Source organism: Luteitalea sp. (genome assembly GCF_022842525.1).
Taxonomy (GTDB): Bacteria; Acidobacteriota; Vicinamibacteria; order Vicinamibacterales; family Vicinamibacteraceae; genus Luteitalea.
The window spans coordinates 90,237-104,381 of record NZ_JALHPM010000002.1 but is presented as its reverse complement, the minus strand read 5'-3'; the positions used below and the strand labels follow the sequence as shown (position 1 = coordinate 104,381).

The following is a 14,145-nucleotide window of genomic DNA, read 5'->3' as shown; positions in this document are numbered from 1 at the left end:
TGATCACGGAGGCGACCGGCCGCGGGCGTAACGCCCGCGCGATCTGGCAAGACCTGGTCGACGACCACGGCTTCACGGCCGGGTACGCCAGCGTGCGGCGCTTCGTCCGGCAGGTGCGCGGGGCGTCGACGCCCGCGGCGCGCGTGGTGATCGTCACGTCGCCGGGCGAGGAAGCCCAGGTCGACTACGGCGAGGGCCCGATGGTGCGCCCAGCAGCCGGCGGGACGTACCGGCGCACACGGCTGTTTGTGCTGACACTCGGGTACTCGCGCAAGGCGGTGTACCTGCTCACGGGGCAGTCCAGTGCGCAGATCTGGGCCTCGCTGCATGAGCAGGCGTTTCGTCGCCTCGGCGGGGCGCCGCGCGTGCTGGTGCTCGACAACCTGCGCGAAGGCGTCCTCACGCCGGACGTCTACGACCCGACGATCAATCCGCTGTATCGCGACGTCCTGGCGCACTACGGGATCACCGCGCTGCCGTGTCGCGTGCGCGATCCGGATCGCAAGGGCAAGGTCGAACGCAGTGTCGGGCATGCTAAGCAGACGCCACTCAAAGGGCAGCGCTTCGAGTCGCTCGATGCGGCCCAGGCGTATCTCGATCGGTGGACGGCGCACTGGGCCGACACGCGCATCCACGGCACGACGAAGCGGCAGGTCGCCGCGATGTTTGCCGAGGAACAGCCCGTGCTGCAGGTGCTGCCCGTCACGCCCTTTCGCTATTACCGGTACGGCACACGCACCGTCAACCTCGATGGCTGCGTCGAGGTCGAGGGCGCCTACTACTCGGCCCCACCCGGCTGGCTCGGCCACCGCGTCCAGGTGCAGTGGACCGACGGCATCATCCGCGTGCTGACCCGCGACGGGCACCTGCTGCTGCGCGAGCACGTGCGGGGCCCACGCGGGCATCACCGGATCGCCGACGCCGATCGGCCGGCGAAAACGCCGGCCTCGACGCTGGCGCTCCTGGCGCGCGCCCGACACGTCGGCGTCGCGCTGCACACGATCTGCACGCACATCCACACACACGAGGGCGCGGCGGGCACCCGGCGCATCCTCGGCGCGCTCGCCCTCGCGAAGCGCTACGGGCCGGTCGCCCTCGAAGACGCCGCCAAGGCGGCGCTCGAGCTGCGCGTGCTGACCTACCGCTTTCTCCGCCGCTATCTCGAACGCCGGCCGCCGCTGACGCTTCGACAGGTCGACCCACTCATCCGCCAACTCACCGTGTACCGCGATCTGATCGATCGCACGACAGGAGATCCGACATGACCCTGCCCGAACTCGATGCCGCCCTGCGCAAGCTCCGTCTCTCCGGCATGGCCGACGTCCTCGAGGCGCGGCTGCGACAGGCGCAGCAGGAACGTCAGGCGCCCATCGAGATCCTCTCGGCGCTCGTCGGCGACGAACTGATCCGCCGCGAGGATCGCTTGCTCGCGCGCCGGCTCCAGCAGGCGCGCTTTCGCGACGCCGATCGGACGCTCGACACCTTTGACTTTGCTTTCAACCGCAAGATGCCGCAGGCGCTGATCCACGAGCTGGCCACCGCACGCTTCGTCGCCCAGCGCGAGGACGCGCTCCTGCTCGGCCCGCCCGGCACCGGCAAGAGCCACCTGGCGCAGGCGCTCGGGCGTGCCGCGATCCTGCAGGGCTACCGCGTCATCTATCGGGAAGCGCACATCCTGCTCGAGGAGGTCACCGAGGCCACCGTCGAGGGGACGCGCAAGGCGCTGATGCTGGAGCTGACGACGGTGCCACTGCTGATCATCGACGACCTCGGCATGCGCAAGCTGCCGCACACCGCCGCTGAGGACCTCCTGGAGGTGATCATGCGGCGCTACGAACGGGCCTCGACGCTGCTGACGTCGAACCGGCCTGTCGACGACTGGGGCAAGCTGCTCGGCGACACCGCGGCGGTCACGGCCCTGCTCGATCGGCTGCTGCACCACGCCCACGTGCTCAAGTGCGGGCCGCGCAGCTGGCGGACCAAGGTGCACACCGACTTGCGTCCAGACCCGCTGCCGCAGTAGAACTCAGGCCGTCTCGACGCCCGCCAGAAATGGCCGGTTTTGACTGTCGACGAAATGGCCGGTTTTGACCCGTCCACCGAGGTTGTAGAACTCGCGAGGTCTCGCGGCGTATGGCTGCAACGTGCGCCACCCCATCAAGTTAGGCCGCTCCACAGCCGTCGCAGGCCACGCAAAGCGCTTCATGACCGCACTCGGGGCCCTGAGCGTCAGGGCCGATGGTCAGGGCTCTGTGAGCAGAACCGCCCGCGTCTGCATCGATCGGCAATGCCTATCGTCATCCTGCCGCGCGACGGGACGGGGGGCGTCGGCCCCGCTCGGGCAGCCGGCGACGCAGGAGCAGCTCGGGGCCGGACGTTCGCTGTCCCGACTCGAGGCGGGACAGCGTGCTCTTCGAGATACCGGTCGCGGCGGCGGGCTCGAACAGCAACAACAGTTGTCAGGCGCGGCCTCGGCGTGCACAGTGCTCTCCGAGGTGCTGAACCATGAAGACACCCTCGTATGACGTCGTAGTCGTCGGTGGCGGAGCCGCCGGTCTGTCCGCCGCACTCGTGCTCGGACGTGCCCGCCGCCGGGTCGCGGTGATCGATGCCGGGAAGCCCCGGAATGCCCCGGCGGCCCACATGCAGGGCTACCTGTCCCGGGACGGGATGGCACCCGCGGAACTCCTGGCGGTCGGTCGCGCCGAGATCGCCGAGTACGGCGTCGAGGTCATCGACGCGTCGGTCGCCGACGTGGCGGCGACCGGCGGGCCCGGCTTCACCGTCCGCCTCGACGACGGTGTGGCCCTGGTGGCTCGTCGCCTGCTCGTCGCCACCGGCGTCCGGGACCGAATCCCCGACCTGCCGGGCGTGCACGAACGATGGGGTCGGGACCTCCTGCACTGCCCCTACTGCCACGGCTGGGAGGTCCGGGACCAACCACTCGGTGTCCTCGGCTCCAACCCGGGGTCCGTGCTCCACGCGCAGCTGGTCCGCCAGTGGTCCGACGACGTCATCTACTTCGCCCACACCCAGGAGCCCTCAGCCGAGGAGGCGGCCGAGCTCGAAGCGCGCGGCATCGGGGTGGTGCACGGTGAGGTCGCCCGGCTCGTGGTCGAGGACGACCGCCTCACCGGGCTCGAGCTCGTCGACGGGAGGGTCGTCCACCGAGCCGCCGTCTTCGTCCGTCCGACCAACGTCCCGCACCCCGACGACCTCCTCCGGAGCCTCGGCTGCGCTCTCGACGACGCCGGCTTCGCCATCGTCGACCGCACAGGGCGGACGAGCGTCGATGGGCTGTGGGGGTGCGGGCAACGTCGTCGACCCCCGCGCCCAGGTCATCACGTCCGCAGGGGCCGGCTCGGCCGCCGCGATCGCCATCAACGCCGATCTCGTTCAGGAAGACATCGCCCTGGCCGTCTCGGTCGGCGACTGAACATGACCGTGCCGGCCCGCCTCGCAGACACCGCAACCGCCACCGACAGCACGAGTCCGATCGGGAATGCGGGGTGCGTGACCGGCTCTCAGCCCGTCAGGACTGGTCGCTCTTGCAGGCAGGGCACGTGCACGTCTCCCCGCAGGTGCAGTCCGCGCCGCACTGGCACGATGCCAGCGGCCGGGCCGGGGCGGTCTGACAGCCGCACCGGCATTCGGACTCGTTGCAGACCGCACACGCACAGACGTTCGATTGAGTAGCCATGAGACGCTCCGTTTCCGTGTCGACGACATGTCAACAACGACACGGAGTCTCACATGCCGGTCGGCGCGCAGGATTGGATGGAGCGGCTGTCGTCGTTGAACGAATCGGCTATTCGGCCGGCCGGCGCTCTCCCGGGGTGCCGGCGAGCGAGTTGAACGGCGACGGCATCTCGATGAACTCGCCGCGCATCAACGCCGAGGGCGCCATGCCCACCATCTGGTAGAACGTCCGCGTCAGGTGGGCCGCGTCGGCGAAATCGGCCGCGTGGGCCGCCGCCGCGATCGTCCGCTCGGAGGCGATGGCCACCATCGCGCGCGTCAGCTTGCGCCACAACATGTAGCGGCTGAACGGCAGGCCGACCTGCTCCTTGAACAGGTGGGCAAAGCGGGTGGGCGAGAGGAACGCCATCTCGGCGGCCGTGTCGAGCGATATCCGCAGATCGTCCGAGCGTCGAATCGCCTCGAGCACAGTGGTCACCCGCGTATCGACCCGGCGTGCCGGCGCCAGGCCTGGCCTCAGACCGTGCACGCAGCTGCGAATGAGCGCCGGCACGTCCTCGGTCTCGTCCGGTTGGTCGGCGAACGTGCGCAACGCGGGCACGAGCGCGTCCAGTCGGCTCTCCGGCACGGTCGTGATGTCCTGGCGAAGGGATGTGGACAGCCAGCCGCCTTCGCTCGACTCGGGATCGACGAACAGCATCACTCCGAGCGCGCCGTTGCAGTCGAACGAGTGCTCGGCATCCGGCCGCACGACCACGCCGCGACTCTCGCGCCAGTCGTCGTTCTGGCCGCAGATGGCCACACACCCGTCGAGCGCGATCACGATCTGGATCGCATGGTGGGTGTGCGCGGGCACGACGCCTTGCGCTCTGGCGGTGAGGAGGAAGCCGCCGTCCCACAAGTACCAGCGCGGCACACTCAACCAGCAGTAGGGCTCTGCGTTCGGCGTGTACGGCAAGGCGCCATTGTAGCCGTGGACGGCCACTTCAGCCGCTGCGTTCAAGAACTCCGGCCTCTCCGTTCAATCCCGGGTCGTGGTGGGTCGCTAGGCTTCAGGTCACACCGCGGCACTGCCGCCGCCGTGAGACCGGAGATGTCGATGAAGACCCTTCACACCCTGATGATTCTGGCGGTCCTGACCGCAGCCTCGACCCTGACCGCGTGCAGCCACGCCATGATGATGATTCACGGCACCGGCGCCCGGCGCCCGGCCGCCAGCGAGTTCACGCTGGGGCCACGCGCGTCGGTCGAAGGCCGATACGTGGCCACGCTGGAGCCGTCGCAGCCGCTGCGCCCCCGGCAGATGCAGACGGTCCGCGTCATCGTCCGCGACATCGAAGGGCGGGGGATCGACGATGCCCAGATCGTGGTCGACGGCGGCATGCCGCAGCACGGCCACGGCCTGCCGACGCGGCCGCGCGTGACGCGGAGCCTTGGCGACGGCATCTACGAGATCGAGGGCGTGCGCTTCAACATGGGCGGGTGGTGGGAGTTCAGGCTCGCGATCACCGGCTCGCGTGGCGTCGACACGGTCACCTTCAACCTCGCGGTCTGAGTTGACACCCGGCCATGACGAACCGTACCCGTACAGCGACCGCACTCGTCGTCCTGATCCTCTGGGCCACGCTCGCGAGCACCGCGGCGTCGACCCGTACCAGGTGGACCACCGCGCAGCTCGAGGAACTGCGTTCGATGTCCATCACGGAGCTGCCGCCACTGCCTCCCGACCCCACCAACCGCGTCGCCGACGATCCGCGAGCCGCAGACCTCGGACGGCGCCTGTTCTTCGACACGCGACTCAGCTCGAATGGACGCGTCGCGTGCAGTACCTGTCACCAGCCTGAGCGTGGCTTCCAGGACGGGATCGCGCTCGCTGTCGGCGTCGGCACCACGGCGAGGCGTACCATGCCGATTGCCGGCATGGCGCGGTCGCCATTCCTCTTCTGGGACGGACGCAAGGACAGCCTGTGGGCGCAGGCGCTCGGCCCCCTCGAAAGCCCGGTGGAGCACGGCGGCACGCGCGCGCAATACGCGCACCTCATCGCGGCCCACTATCGCCGCGACTACGAAGCGGTGTTCGGACCGCTGCCGGATCTCTCCGCCGTTCCCGGGTCCGCCGGCCCGGCGGGCGACGCGACGGCCATGACGGCCTGGTCCACGCTGAACGAGACGCTGCGGGACCTGGTGACCAGCGTCTTCGTGAACATCGGCAAAGCCATTGCCGCCTACGAGCGCCACATCGTGTTCGGGGCCTCGCGCTTCGACAGGTACGTCGCGGCGGTGACCGCGGGACATCCAGGCGACGACGTGTTGACCGAGGACGAGATCGCCGGGCTGCGGCTGTTCATTGGCCGGGCGAACTGCTCGCAGTGCCATAACGGCCCTCTGCTCACCAACAACGAATTCCACAATACCGGCGTGCCGTCCCGGCCGGAACTGCCGCTCGATCGTGGCCGCCTGACTGGCGCCACGACGGTGGTGGGTGAGGAGTTCAACTGCAGGAGCCGGTGGAGCGACGCCCGCCAGCGCTGTGCTGAGCTCGACTTCATCGTGACCGGCGCGCACACACTGGACCGCGCCTACAAGGTGCCGTCACTGCGAAACGTGGCCGAACGCGCCCCGTACATGGACGGCGGACAGTTGGCCACCCTTGCCGACGTGCTCGACCACTACAACCGGGCGCCGGCCGCTGTGACCGGTCACAGCGAGCTGCGGGCCCTGCGCCTGAAGCCGATCGAACTGCGTCAACTCGAGGCGTTCCTGCGGACGTTGAGTGGGCCGGTGCTGGTCGATGGACGGGCTGCGGCAGGGGCGACGCCGTGATCCGAACCGTCGATCTCGTGATCGCAGGGGGCGGCCACCGCGCATTCGCCGCGGCTGCCGCGGCTCTGCAGGACAGTCGGCGCATTCTCGTTCTGCTGCGTGCCAGCGACCCACGGGTGGGACAACGCTTTCGCCGACGCCTTCACAACGCTGTGCGCGTCAGCCGCGGTAAGGTGACGGTGGCGACGAGCGCCGAAGCCGTCTGCGTGGACGGTGTCACTGGCGTCGAGGTCGTCGTCATCCGCCACGTGCGGACGGGACACCTGAGCGCCGTGAACGCGTCCGCATTCCTGGCATGCGATGGCTCGACCACGCCGGGTCGTGGCGACGGACATTCGTAGGCGCCAGCCTGAGGAGGAAAGATGGGATACATCGTTGGCAGCGTGCTCGGCCTCGTCACGTGCGCGTTCGCGCGAGCGGTCGGATTCGACCGCGACCGTGCCTTCTACCCCACGGTGCTCATCGTCGTGGCGTCGTACTACGTGCTGTTCGCGGTGATGGGCGGTTCCACGCGGGCGCTCGTGATCGAGTTGGCGATCATGGGCGCGTTCCTGGCGATGGCCGTCGCTGGCTTCAAAGGGACCCTGTGGCTCGTGGTGGCCGGCATCGCCGCGCATGGCGTCATGGACTTCTTCTTTCACGGACGGATCGTCGAGAATGCCGGGATGCCGGCGTGGTGGCCCGCTTTCTGCGGGTCCTTCGATATCGCGATGCCCGCGGGTCTCGTCTGGCTGGCGTCAACGGGCCGGTGGCTGGCGAACAGGCCCACGGTGCCTGGTCGCACCGTCGGGTAACGGTAGCCGGAGGACGCCATGAGGCCACTCCCGTCTTCCCGCATCCTCGCCGGCGCCACGCCGGCGGTGGCGCGCCCCGACACGATGCAGGCGATCAGCCAGCACGGGTACGGCAGCTGGATTCAACCGTTGGTGTTCCGAGCCGACGGGTATCCGCCGAGGCATATGGCCAGTGGGGCCTGTGGCACGGGGCACAGGCGCGAGGCACGCGCCCGACTATGCCTGCTCCGGTGAGTTCCTGCTCACCGCGCGGGTGCCACCAACGCCACCACGCGCGCCACCACCCAGCCGATCGCGAGGCCCAGCACACCGGCAGCTGTCGCATCGATCAGCCAGGTGACGACTCCCGCGGCGGCCCCGAGTGGGGCGCCGGCTGCCGACGCGAACGCGTGGATCGCGTGCGGGACCGCGCCGAGTCCGTACTCCTCCAGCCCGTGCAGGAAGATGCCTCCGCCGACCCAGAGCATCGCCAGCATCCCGACGAAGCCCAACGCCTTCAACAGGACCGGCATCGCCCGCACGATCCCCACGCCGAGCGAGCGCACCACGGCGTGCCGGCCTGCCTGTGCCAGATGGATCCCGGCGTCGTCTGCCTTGACGATGAGCGCCACCACGCCGTACACCGCCACGGTGACGAGCACGCCCACGACGCCCAGCACCAGGGCCTTGCTGAGGAGCGTCGGGGTGGTGACCGCCGCCAGGGTGAGCGCCATGATCTCGGCCGACAGGATGAAGTCGGTGCGGATGGCGCTGGCCACCTTGGCTGCCTCGTCGACGTGTGCAATCGCCATGGCCCCCGAGGCCGCGGCGGGTGCCGGGTGCAGCATCCCGTGCACCTTTTCGTAGCCCTCGAAGCACAGGAACGCGCCGCCCGCCATCAGTAGCGGCGTGATGGCCCAGGGCGCCAGCGCGCTGAGCGCCAGCGCGCCGGGCAACAGATACAGCGTCTTGTTCTTGAGTGAGCCCCACGCGATCTTCGCGATGATCGGCAGCTCACGCTCAGCGGCGAAGCCGACCACATACCGGGGTGTCACCGCGGCGTCGTCGATGACGATACCGGCGGTCTTCTTGCCGGCCTTCAGTGCCTGCGCCGCGACGTCGTCGAGCGAGCCGGCGGCCACTTTCGTGATAGTGGCGATGTCGTCGAGCAGGGCAAGGAAGCCGGAGGCCATGGAACTCCCGATGAGCGTGACGTGATGCGGCGACGCCCCGGGAGCGTCGCCGCGAGACCTCGTCATGATAAGCGGCATGCGGCCGCCGTGCCCGCTCGCCTGGCCCTCTCGACGGCGACGGACCTCACCGCCTGACGATCGTCAGCCCTGCAAGCTCCCACGCCTGGCGAGCGGGGATGGCGGTGGCGTCCACACGCAAGGTCGCGCGCCCGGCGGGCACGGCGAGCGTGCCGAGCGACATCGAGGCAAAGGCCTTCGTCGGCGACTCGGTGCGTGGCACGCGGTCGTCGGGCGGCCCGACGAGGGGCGGGTCGTGCGCGGTCCTGACTCGTGCAGAGGCCGATGCGTCGCCGAGCGTGACCCGCACGGAGGCGCCGACGTCGGCGGCCGGCACGGCGTACCACGCCTGCACGTCGTAGGCGCCCGCCTGCAGCACGTCCACGTCCCAGGTGACGGCGTACGACGTCGACGACCACTCGAGGAAGTACGAGTCGTTGGGATGCACGCTGCTGCGCCGCAACCCGCCCTGCGGGACGCCGTCGCGGGCCGGTAACGACGTCACGGCCGCACCACCCACCGTGAACGGGCGCCGCGGGCGCACCCGGCCGAAGCCGACCTCGTCGGACACGCGCCGGCGAGTGGCGGTCAACTGCTGCACCACCGCGGGATGGCTCGCCGAGATGTCCTGGCGCTGGCCGGGGTCGGCGACCATGTCGTACAGCGCCCCGGCGGCGTCGAGTCGGTACTGCTGCGTCCGCACACTCGCGTCGCGCCCGTTGGTACTGAACGCCAGCAGCGCGCGGTCGGGCCACCGGCGCGCGTCGGCGCCTGCCGACGTGTCGCCGCGCAGCAGCGGCACCAGGCTGCGGCCATCGAGCGGGCGGTCGTCAGGCAGCGGCACGTCGACCAGGTCAGCCAGGGTCGGCAACAGGTCGATGGCGCCCGCGATCGGCGCGACGCGTCCGCCAGCCGGCACCCTGGTCGGCCAGCGGACAAACAGCGGCGACCGCACGCCGCCCTCGTCCAGCGTGCCCTTGCGTCCCTTCATGTCGCCATTCCATCGCCATCCGTTCGGGCCGTTGTCGGTCAGATACACCACCACCGTGTCATCGAGCTGCTGGCGGGCGGCCAGTCCGTCGAGCAGCCGACCGACGTTCCAATCGAGGTTCTCGACCATGGCCAGTGCGGCACGGGTCTGCGGCACGTCCTCGTCGGCGCTGTAGCGGTGGGCGGGCAACTGGCGCTGTCTGGCCGCATCCCACCAGCGGTCTGGCACCTGCATCGGCGAGTGTGGCGTGTTGTAGGCCAGCCACACGAAGGCCGGGCCCTGCCGGCGGTCGGTCAGGAAGGCGAGCGCGCGGTCGGTGAGATCGTCGGGCATGTAGCCGCGTCCGGTCACCGGCCGGCCGTCGTGGTCCATCGCCGCATCGATGTACTGGGCCCAATGTCCCGACGTGAATCCGTAGAACTCGTCGAACCCCCGGCTGTTCGGGTGGTACGGCGGCTGGGTGCCGTTGTGCCACTTGCCGAAGGCCGCGGTGGCATAGCCAGCAGCCCGGAAGACGTCCGCGATGGTGCGCTCGCCGAGGTCGAGCCGCTCGTCGCCGGTGCTGACGCCGGTGACGCCGCCGCGCGGATGATAGCGACCCGTCAGCAGTTCTGCACGCGTCGGCGCGCACAGCGGTTGCACGAAGAAGTGCGCGAACTGGACACCCTCGCGCGCCAGGCGGTCGAGGCGCGGCGTGGCCACCGCCGGGTTCCCGTGCACGCTCAGGTCGCCCCACCCCTGGTCGTCGGCGACGATGACCAGGACGTTCGGCCGCGACGGCGCCTGGGCGCTCGCCACGGTCGGCGGCCCCGCAGTGAAGAAGGCGGCGACCATCGCGGCCATGGCGCCGGCGACGCACCCGCGCAGGTCGATACGCATCGGAAGGCTGCGGATCCTAGCACGCCCGCCTCGACGTGCGCACACCACGCTTCTGGCTCAGCGGCGGCCGGCGGCCGCGCATCTATCCGATTCGGTTGTCGGGGCCACCCTGCCCGCCTGCGAGCGCGCGTGCCACCGCCTCCTCCATGGGAGAGCGGACTCCGCTCGGTCGGTTGTCCGGATCCACGGGCAACAGCGGGGGCTGGGCCAGGAATCGCGGACGCTCCCCCTGGTGCGACTGTGCGGCATGCACGAGGAACGGATGACACAGGTAGACCGTGCCTGCGTCGCCCGTCGCCGACACCACGGCGCGATGCGCGCTCGCCGCGAAGCCGTCGGCGGCCAGCTCACCCAGCGTCAACCCCGGCTCGCCCGCGGGCGCAAGCTGCCTCGCGATGTCGACATGCGATCCGACGCGAATCAGCGTCGGTGCATCCCGCTCGCCCACGTCGGAGAACAGGAACAGCATCAGGAGCGAGCGCCCCTTCGAGTGGATGTTGGCGCGCCACGACATGAAGTCCGGCGCCTCCGTGCCGAAGCTCACATCGATGTGCCACCCGGTGTCGCCGGCGTCGACGGCAGAGGGAAAACGGATCGGGAAGGTGCCCATCGCGGCCAGGCGTCGCCACCGCCGGGGCCCGACCAGATCGTCGAACGCGGCATGCAGTCGTGCCGTGTTGGCCGCCTCGACGAACGGCGACTCCGTGAACATCCCCAGGCGAATGACTGGCTGCGTCCACGTGGCGCGATCGTCCGGGCTGCAGCCCGTCGCCCGCCACAGGATGGCGCGGGCCTCATCCGCCAACGTGCGAGGAAACGCCTCGTCGATGCGGACGAACCCATCGCTGATGAACTGCTCGATCTGTGCGGGCGTCAGCCCGCCGGGAGCTGGGGTAGTCTCGTCCATCTGTGAACCATGACACGCATGACTGACGACATCCGGCGCTGGCGTCCACGGAGGACGGCATCCGTCGCTTTCTCGTCCGTGAGACGTGCGTTGGCGTTCGTCCTCAGGAGTGCTTCAGCCCCAACGGGTTGTCTGGTCTCTACGCGGGCACGCTCACGCCCAATCCGGCGACGCCCTATCCGCACCTGTTCGACACCACGGTCGCGAGTGACAGGGCCCGCTGGGACTGGCTGAGAATTCGAACCGGCTATCAGCAGACCCACGTCGGTGTCGAACCGCTGTAGGCCGACCGCCGTTACCCGCCGCAATGCTCGGACAGGAACCGGAAGACATCGTCCGCCCAGAGCGCGCTCCCTCTCCACGCGAAGCTATGGCCCTCCGCCCGCGACTGACCGAACCTCGGGTAGATCTTCACCGCTGCCGTCTTGCCCGCCTCTCGCATCGCTCCCGAAAGCGCGTAGCTCGGCGACACGTCGTAGTCGTTCTCGGCTTGAATGAACAGGATCGGGACGCGGGCGCGACGCACCGCGCCGTCCATCAGGCGACGCAGGCCCGGTGCGGCCGCCCAACTCTCCGCGCCGCCTGCCGCGTCCACCGCCGCACAGTAGTCCGCCCGTTCGGCCGCGAGGACGGCCATGATCCCGCCGAAGGAGTTGCCGGCGGTGGCAATGCGACCAGCCTGCGCGAACGGCTGGCGCCACAGCCAGTCGAACGCCACGCGCTGATCAACGAACTGCTCGGTGTAGAGCAGGCGCACCATGGTCGCCGCGCCCGCGCGTTGCGCCCACACATGGGTCGCGAATCCTCCGCACAGCGTGAGCGCGACAACCGCAGCCAGGCGCGTGGCACGTCGCTGCCGCCGCAACACGCCGAACCACACGAGCGCCAGCAGTGGCACCACCACCGCGCAGCCCTGCCAGAGTCCCCGCCGACGCGCGTCAGCGATGTCGTCGCCGATGTAACGGCCAGCCTGGGCGCTGAGACCCTGCCCGCGGCGATACGGCGCGAAGAAGACCCAACCCCGGCTGGCAAACACTGGCCCCAGCACCTCGAAGGCCTGCTGGTTGAGCATGCCGGGGGCGCTGCCGTGGTTGTAGAGGACGGCCGGAAAGGGTCCCGGTCCGACGGGCCGATAGAGCACGCCGTGCAGGGTGCGGTCGCCCGCATCGATGGTGACCACCTCAGGGGCGGCGGGTGGCGGCTCTGGTCGCGGCTCGGACTGCAGAGGCCGAGGCAGAGCCAGAACAGCCAGGCCGAGAAGCAGGGGACCTACGTGCGTTCGCATCATCTCCGCCGCGTGCGGGGGCAGTGTACCGAAGTCCGTTGCGGACAGGCGCGGCTCGGGGGATGCAGAATGACGGCATGCGTCCCCAACGCCACTCCTGGGCCTCCTGGCCGAGATGACGGGCGTCACGCTGCCAGCGGCCTGACTCACGACGATGCCTGCCCCCACACACGCGCGGTACAAGGTCGTGGCGCTCGCCACGTGCCTGGCGGTGATCACGCACCTCGATCGCGCGTGCATCGCCACCCTGGCGCCCGGCATCATGCGCGACCTGGGCCTGACCACCGTGCAGATGGGCTACGTCTTCACGTCGTTCCAACTGGCGTACGCCCTGTTCGAGATTCCCACCGCACGCTGGGCCGACCGCAAGGGCACCCGCCTCGTGCTGGCGCGCATCGTCGTGTGGTGGTCGCTGCTCACGGCGGCCACCGGCGCCGCCACCAGCTACGCGGGCCTGCTGGCCACGCGGTTCTTCTTCGGTGTCGGGGAGGCCGGCGCGTGGGGCTGCGTCGCTCGCACCTTCTCGCGATGGATCCCCCGTCGCGAGCGCGGCACCGTGCAGGGCATCTTCTTCGCGGGCGCGCACCTGGTCGGCGGCCTGACCCCGGCGCTGGTGCTGTGGCTGCTGCAGTACCTGTCGTGGCGACAGATCTTCGTCGCCTTCGGCGCGCTGGGCTTCGTGTGGACGGCGGTCTGGCTGGCCTGGTTCCGCAACGACCCCTCGGAGCACTCCAGCGTCAACCCGGCGGAACTCCAGGTGATCGTCGCCGACCGTGCGCCGGAGGCGGACCACCCCTCGGGACTCGGCTACTGGCGCGCGCTCGCGGGCAGCCGGAACATGATCGCGCTCAGCCTCATGTACATCCCGAACTGCATGATCTTCTACTTCTGCATCACCTGGCTGCCGACGTACCTGCGGCAACGCCACGGGTTCGAGGCCGCGAGTCTCGGCCTGTTCGCGGGGCTCCCCCTCATCGTCAGCATGCCCGGCGACTTGCTGGGCGGCGTGGTGACCGACCGCCTGGCGTCGCGCTACGGCCTGCGCATCGGACGGTGCGGCCTCGGTGCGGCGTCGTATCTGATCGCGGGCGTGGCGTTGCTGTTGGCCGCCCGCTCGTCGTCGCCGATCACCGCGGCCGTGCTGATCGCGGCGGCGACCGGCATGACCATGTTCACGCTGGGTGCCGCCTGGGCGACCGTCATCGAAGTCGGCCGCAATCAGGTGGGCGTCGTCGGGGCCACGATGAACTCGGTCGGCAACCTCGCCGCGATGCTGAACCCGCTGATCGTGGCGTACTCCGTGCAGTGGTTCGGCAACTGGAACGTGCCCCTGTACGTGATGGGGGTGTTGTTCGTCATCGGTGCCGTCTGCTGGGTGGTGGTCGATCCCGAGCGGCCCGTGTTCGCCAACGCCTGACCCTCACTCCCACGGCGAAGCGGCGCAGACGCTCAGCGCTGGCAGGTGGGGCAGTAGAACGTCGACTTCGCGCGGCGCTCGACGTCGAGCACCGTGGCGCCGGTATGTCTGGCGGTGAAGG

General features: G+C 69.8%; 13 protein-coding genes and 2 pseudogenes. 9 read left to right on the top strand and 6 right to left on the bottom strand.

Going from position 1 to position 14,145, the window contains the following annotated elements:
* Both istA and istB read left to right on the top strand, forming a co-directional pair.
* On the top strand, positions 1 to 1,265 hold a 1,265-nt coding region (gene istA / locus Q0C41_RS01085), incomplete at its 5' end, for an IS21 family transposase (protein ID WP_291980586.1).
* Positions 1,262 to 2,023 carry an IS21-like element helper ATPase IstB gene (gene istB / locus Q0C41_RS01080; protein WP_291980585.1) on the top strand — a complete coding sequence of 254 codons (762 nt, stop codon included), beginning with the start codon at positions 1,262 to 1,264 and terminating at the stop codon, positions 2,021 to 2,023. The genes istA and istB, both read left to right, overlap by 4 nt.
* A gap of 331 nt (positions 2,024 to 2,354) precedes the next feature.
* On the opposite strand, the pseudogene Q0C41_RS31295 reads toward istB, so the two are convergent.
* Positions 2,355 to 2,507: pseudogene (locus Q0C41_RS31295) on the bottom strand (helix-turn-helix domain-containing protein); the annotation flags it as partial.
* Here Q0C41_RS31295 and Q0C41_RS31290 point away from each other — a divergent pair.
* Positions 2,506 to 3,436 (top strand): annotated as a pseudogene (locus tag Q0C41_RS31290) (NAD(P)/FAD-dependent oxidoreductase). The pseudogenes Q0C41_RS31295 and Q0C41_RS31290 overlap by 2 nt on opposite strands.
* Positions 3,437 to 3,808: 372 nt before the next feature.
* On the opposite strand, the gene Q0C41_RS01065 reads toward Q0C41_RS31290, so the two are convergent.
* Positions 3,809 to 4,657 (bottom strand): AraC family transcriptional regulator, encoded by an 849-nt coding sequence (locus tag Q0C41_RS01065; protein WP_291980582.1) that lies wholly within the window; start codon positions 4,655 to 4,657, stop codon positions 3,809 to 3,811.
* Between the two features lie 141 nt (positions 4,658 to 4,798).
* Between Q0C41_RS01065 and Q0C41_RS01060 the strand changes: the two genes are divergently transcribed.
* The 4 genes from Q0C41_RS01060 (at position 4,799) to Q0C41_RS01045 (ending at position 7,550) form a co-directional block, all read left to right on the top strand.
* Positions 4,799 to 5,254 carry a FixH family protein gene (locus Q0C41_RS01060; RefSeq protein ID WP_291980581.1) on the top strand — a complete coding sequence of 152 codons (456 nt, stop codon included), beginning with the start codon at positions 4,799 to 4,801 and terminating at the stop codon, positions 5,252 to 5,254.
* A gap of 14 nt (positions 5,255 to 5,268) precedes the next feature.
* Positions 5,269 to 6,522: a cytochrome c peroxidase gene (locus Q0C41_RS01055; protein ID WP_291980580.1), complete on the top strand. Its 1,254-nt coding sequence runs from the start codon at positions 5,269 to 5,271 to the stop codon at positions 6,520 to 6,522.
* Between the two features lie 362 nt (positions 6,523 to 6,884).
* On the top strand, positions 6,885 to 7,316 hold the full coding sequence (locus tag Q0C41_RS01050; RefSeq protein ID WP_291980579.1) for a hypothetical protein: 432 nt from the start codon (positions 6,885 to 6,887) through the stop codon (positions 7,314 to 7,316).
* Positions 7,317 to 7,334: 18 nt separating this feature from the next.
* On the top strand, positions 7,335 to 7,550 hold the full coding sequence (locus Q0C41_RS01045) for a hypothetical protein (RefSeq protein ID WP_291980578.1): 216 nt from the start codon (positions 7,335 to 7,337) through the stop codon (positions 7,548 to 7,550).
* Between the two features lie 8 nt (positions 7,551 to 7,558).
* Here Q0C41_RS01045 and Q0C41_RS01040 read toward each other — a convergent pair whose 3' ends face one another.
* From Q0C41_RS01040 to Q0C41_RS01030, 3 genes are all read right to left on the bottom strand, one after another.
* Positions 7,559 to 8,488, bottom strand: a complete 930-nt coding sequence (locus Q0C41_RS01040; protein WP_367079072.1) for a DUF808 domain-containing protein — start codon at positions 8,486 to 8,488, stop codon at positions 7,559 to 7,561.
* 124 nt (positions 8,489 to 8,612) lie between these two features.
* Entirely contained in the window at positions 8,613 to 10,415 is a 1,803-nt protein-coding gene (locus tag Q0C41_RS01035) for an arylsulfatase (RefSeq protein WP_291980576.1), read from the bottom strand.
* Positions 10,416 to 10,497: 82 nt separating this feature from the next.
* Complete coding sequence (locus Q0C41_RS01030) at positions 10,498 to 11,322, bottom strand: phytanoyl-CoA dioxygenase family protein (protein WP_291980575.1); 825 nt, start codon at positions 11,320 to 11,322, stop codon at positions 10,498 to 10,500.
* Between the two features lie 38 nt (positions 11,323 to 11,360).
* Here Q0C41_RS01030 and Q0C41_RS01025 point away from each other — a divergent pair, with 38 nt between their 5' ends.
* The gene (locus Q0C41_RS01025; RefSeq protein ID WP_291980589.1) at positions 11,361 to 11,606 is read left to right on the top strand and encodes a nucleotidyltransferase family protein; all 246 of its coding nucleotides are present in this window, start codon (positions 11,361 to 11,363) and stop codon (positions 11,604 to 11,606) included.
* A gap of 11 nt (positions 11,607 to 11,617) precedes the next feature.
* Here the strand turns inward: Q0C41_RS01025 and Q0C41_RS01020 are convergent, their stop codons facing one another.
* Positions 11,618 to 12,394: a dienelactone hydrolase family protein gene (locus Q0C41_RS01020; protein ID WP_291980574.1), complete on the bottom strand. Its 777-nt coding sequence runs from the start codon at positions 12,392 to 12,394 to the stop codon at positions 11,618 to 11,620.
* 367 nt (positions 12,395 to 12,761) lie between these two features.
* Between Q0C41_RS01020 and Q0C41_RS01015 the strand changes: the two genes are divergently transcribed.
* Positions 12,762 to 14,024 (top strand): MFS transporter, encoded by a 1,263-nt coding sequence (locus Q0C41_RS01015; RefSeq protein ID WP_291980573.1) that lies wholly within the window; start codon positions 12,762 to 12,764, stop codon positions 14,022 to 14,024.
* The last annotated feature ends 121 nt before the right edge of the window (positions 14,025 to 14,145 follow it).

What these genes read in the sequence shown, in the direction of transcription:
- istB (WP_291980585.1), top strand. Translation starts at nt 1,262, where the DNA reads ATGACCCTGCCCGAACTCGATGCCGCCCTGCGCAAGCTCCGTCTCTCC.
- Q0C41_RS01060 (WP_291980581.1), top strand. Translation starts at nt 4,799, where the DNA reads ATGAAGACCCTTCACACCCTGATGATTCTGGCGGTCCTGACCGCAGCC.
- Q0C41_RS01055 (WP_291980580.1), top strand. Translation starts at nt 5,269, where the DNA reads ATGACGAACCGTACCCGTACAGCGACCGCACTCGTCGTCCTGATCCTC.
- Q0C41_RS01050 (WP_291980579.1), top strand. Translation starts at nt 6,885, where the DNA reads ATGGGATACATCGTTGGCAGCGTGCTCGGCCTCGTCACGTGCGCGTTC.
- Q0C41_RS01045 (WP_291980578.1), top strand. Translation starts at nt 7,335, where the DNA reads ATGAGGCCACTCCCGTCTTCCCGCATCCTCGCCGGCGCCACGCCGGCG.
- Q0C41_RS01040 (WP_367079072.1), bottom strand. Translation starts at nt 8,488, where the DNA reads ATGGCCTCCGGCTTCCTTGCCCTGCTCGACGACATCGCCACTATCACG.
- Q0C41_RS01035 (WP_291980576.1), bottom strand. Translation starts at nt 10,415, where the DNA reads ATGCGTATCGACCTGCGCGGGTGCGTCGCCGGCGCCATGGCCGCGATG.
- Q0C41_RS01030 (WP_291980575.1), bottom strand. Translation starts at nt 11,322, where the DNA reads ATGGACGAGACTACCCCAGCTCCCGGCGGGCTGACGCCCGCACAGATC.
- Q0C41_RS01020 (WP_291980574.1), bottom strand. Translation starts at nt 12,394, where the DNA reads ATGCTCAACCAGCAGGCCTTCGAGGTGCTGGGGCCAGTGTTTGCCAGC.
- Q0C41_RS01015 (WP_291980573.1), top strand. Translation starts at nt 12,762, where the DNA reads ATGCCTGCCCCCACACACGCGCGGTACAAGGTCGTGGCGCTCGCCACG.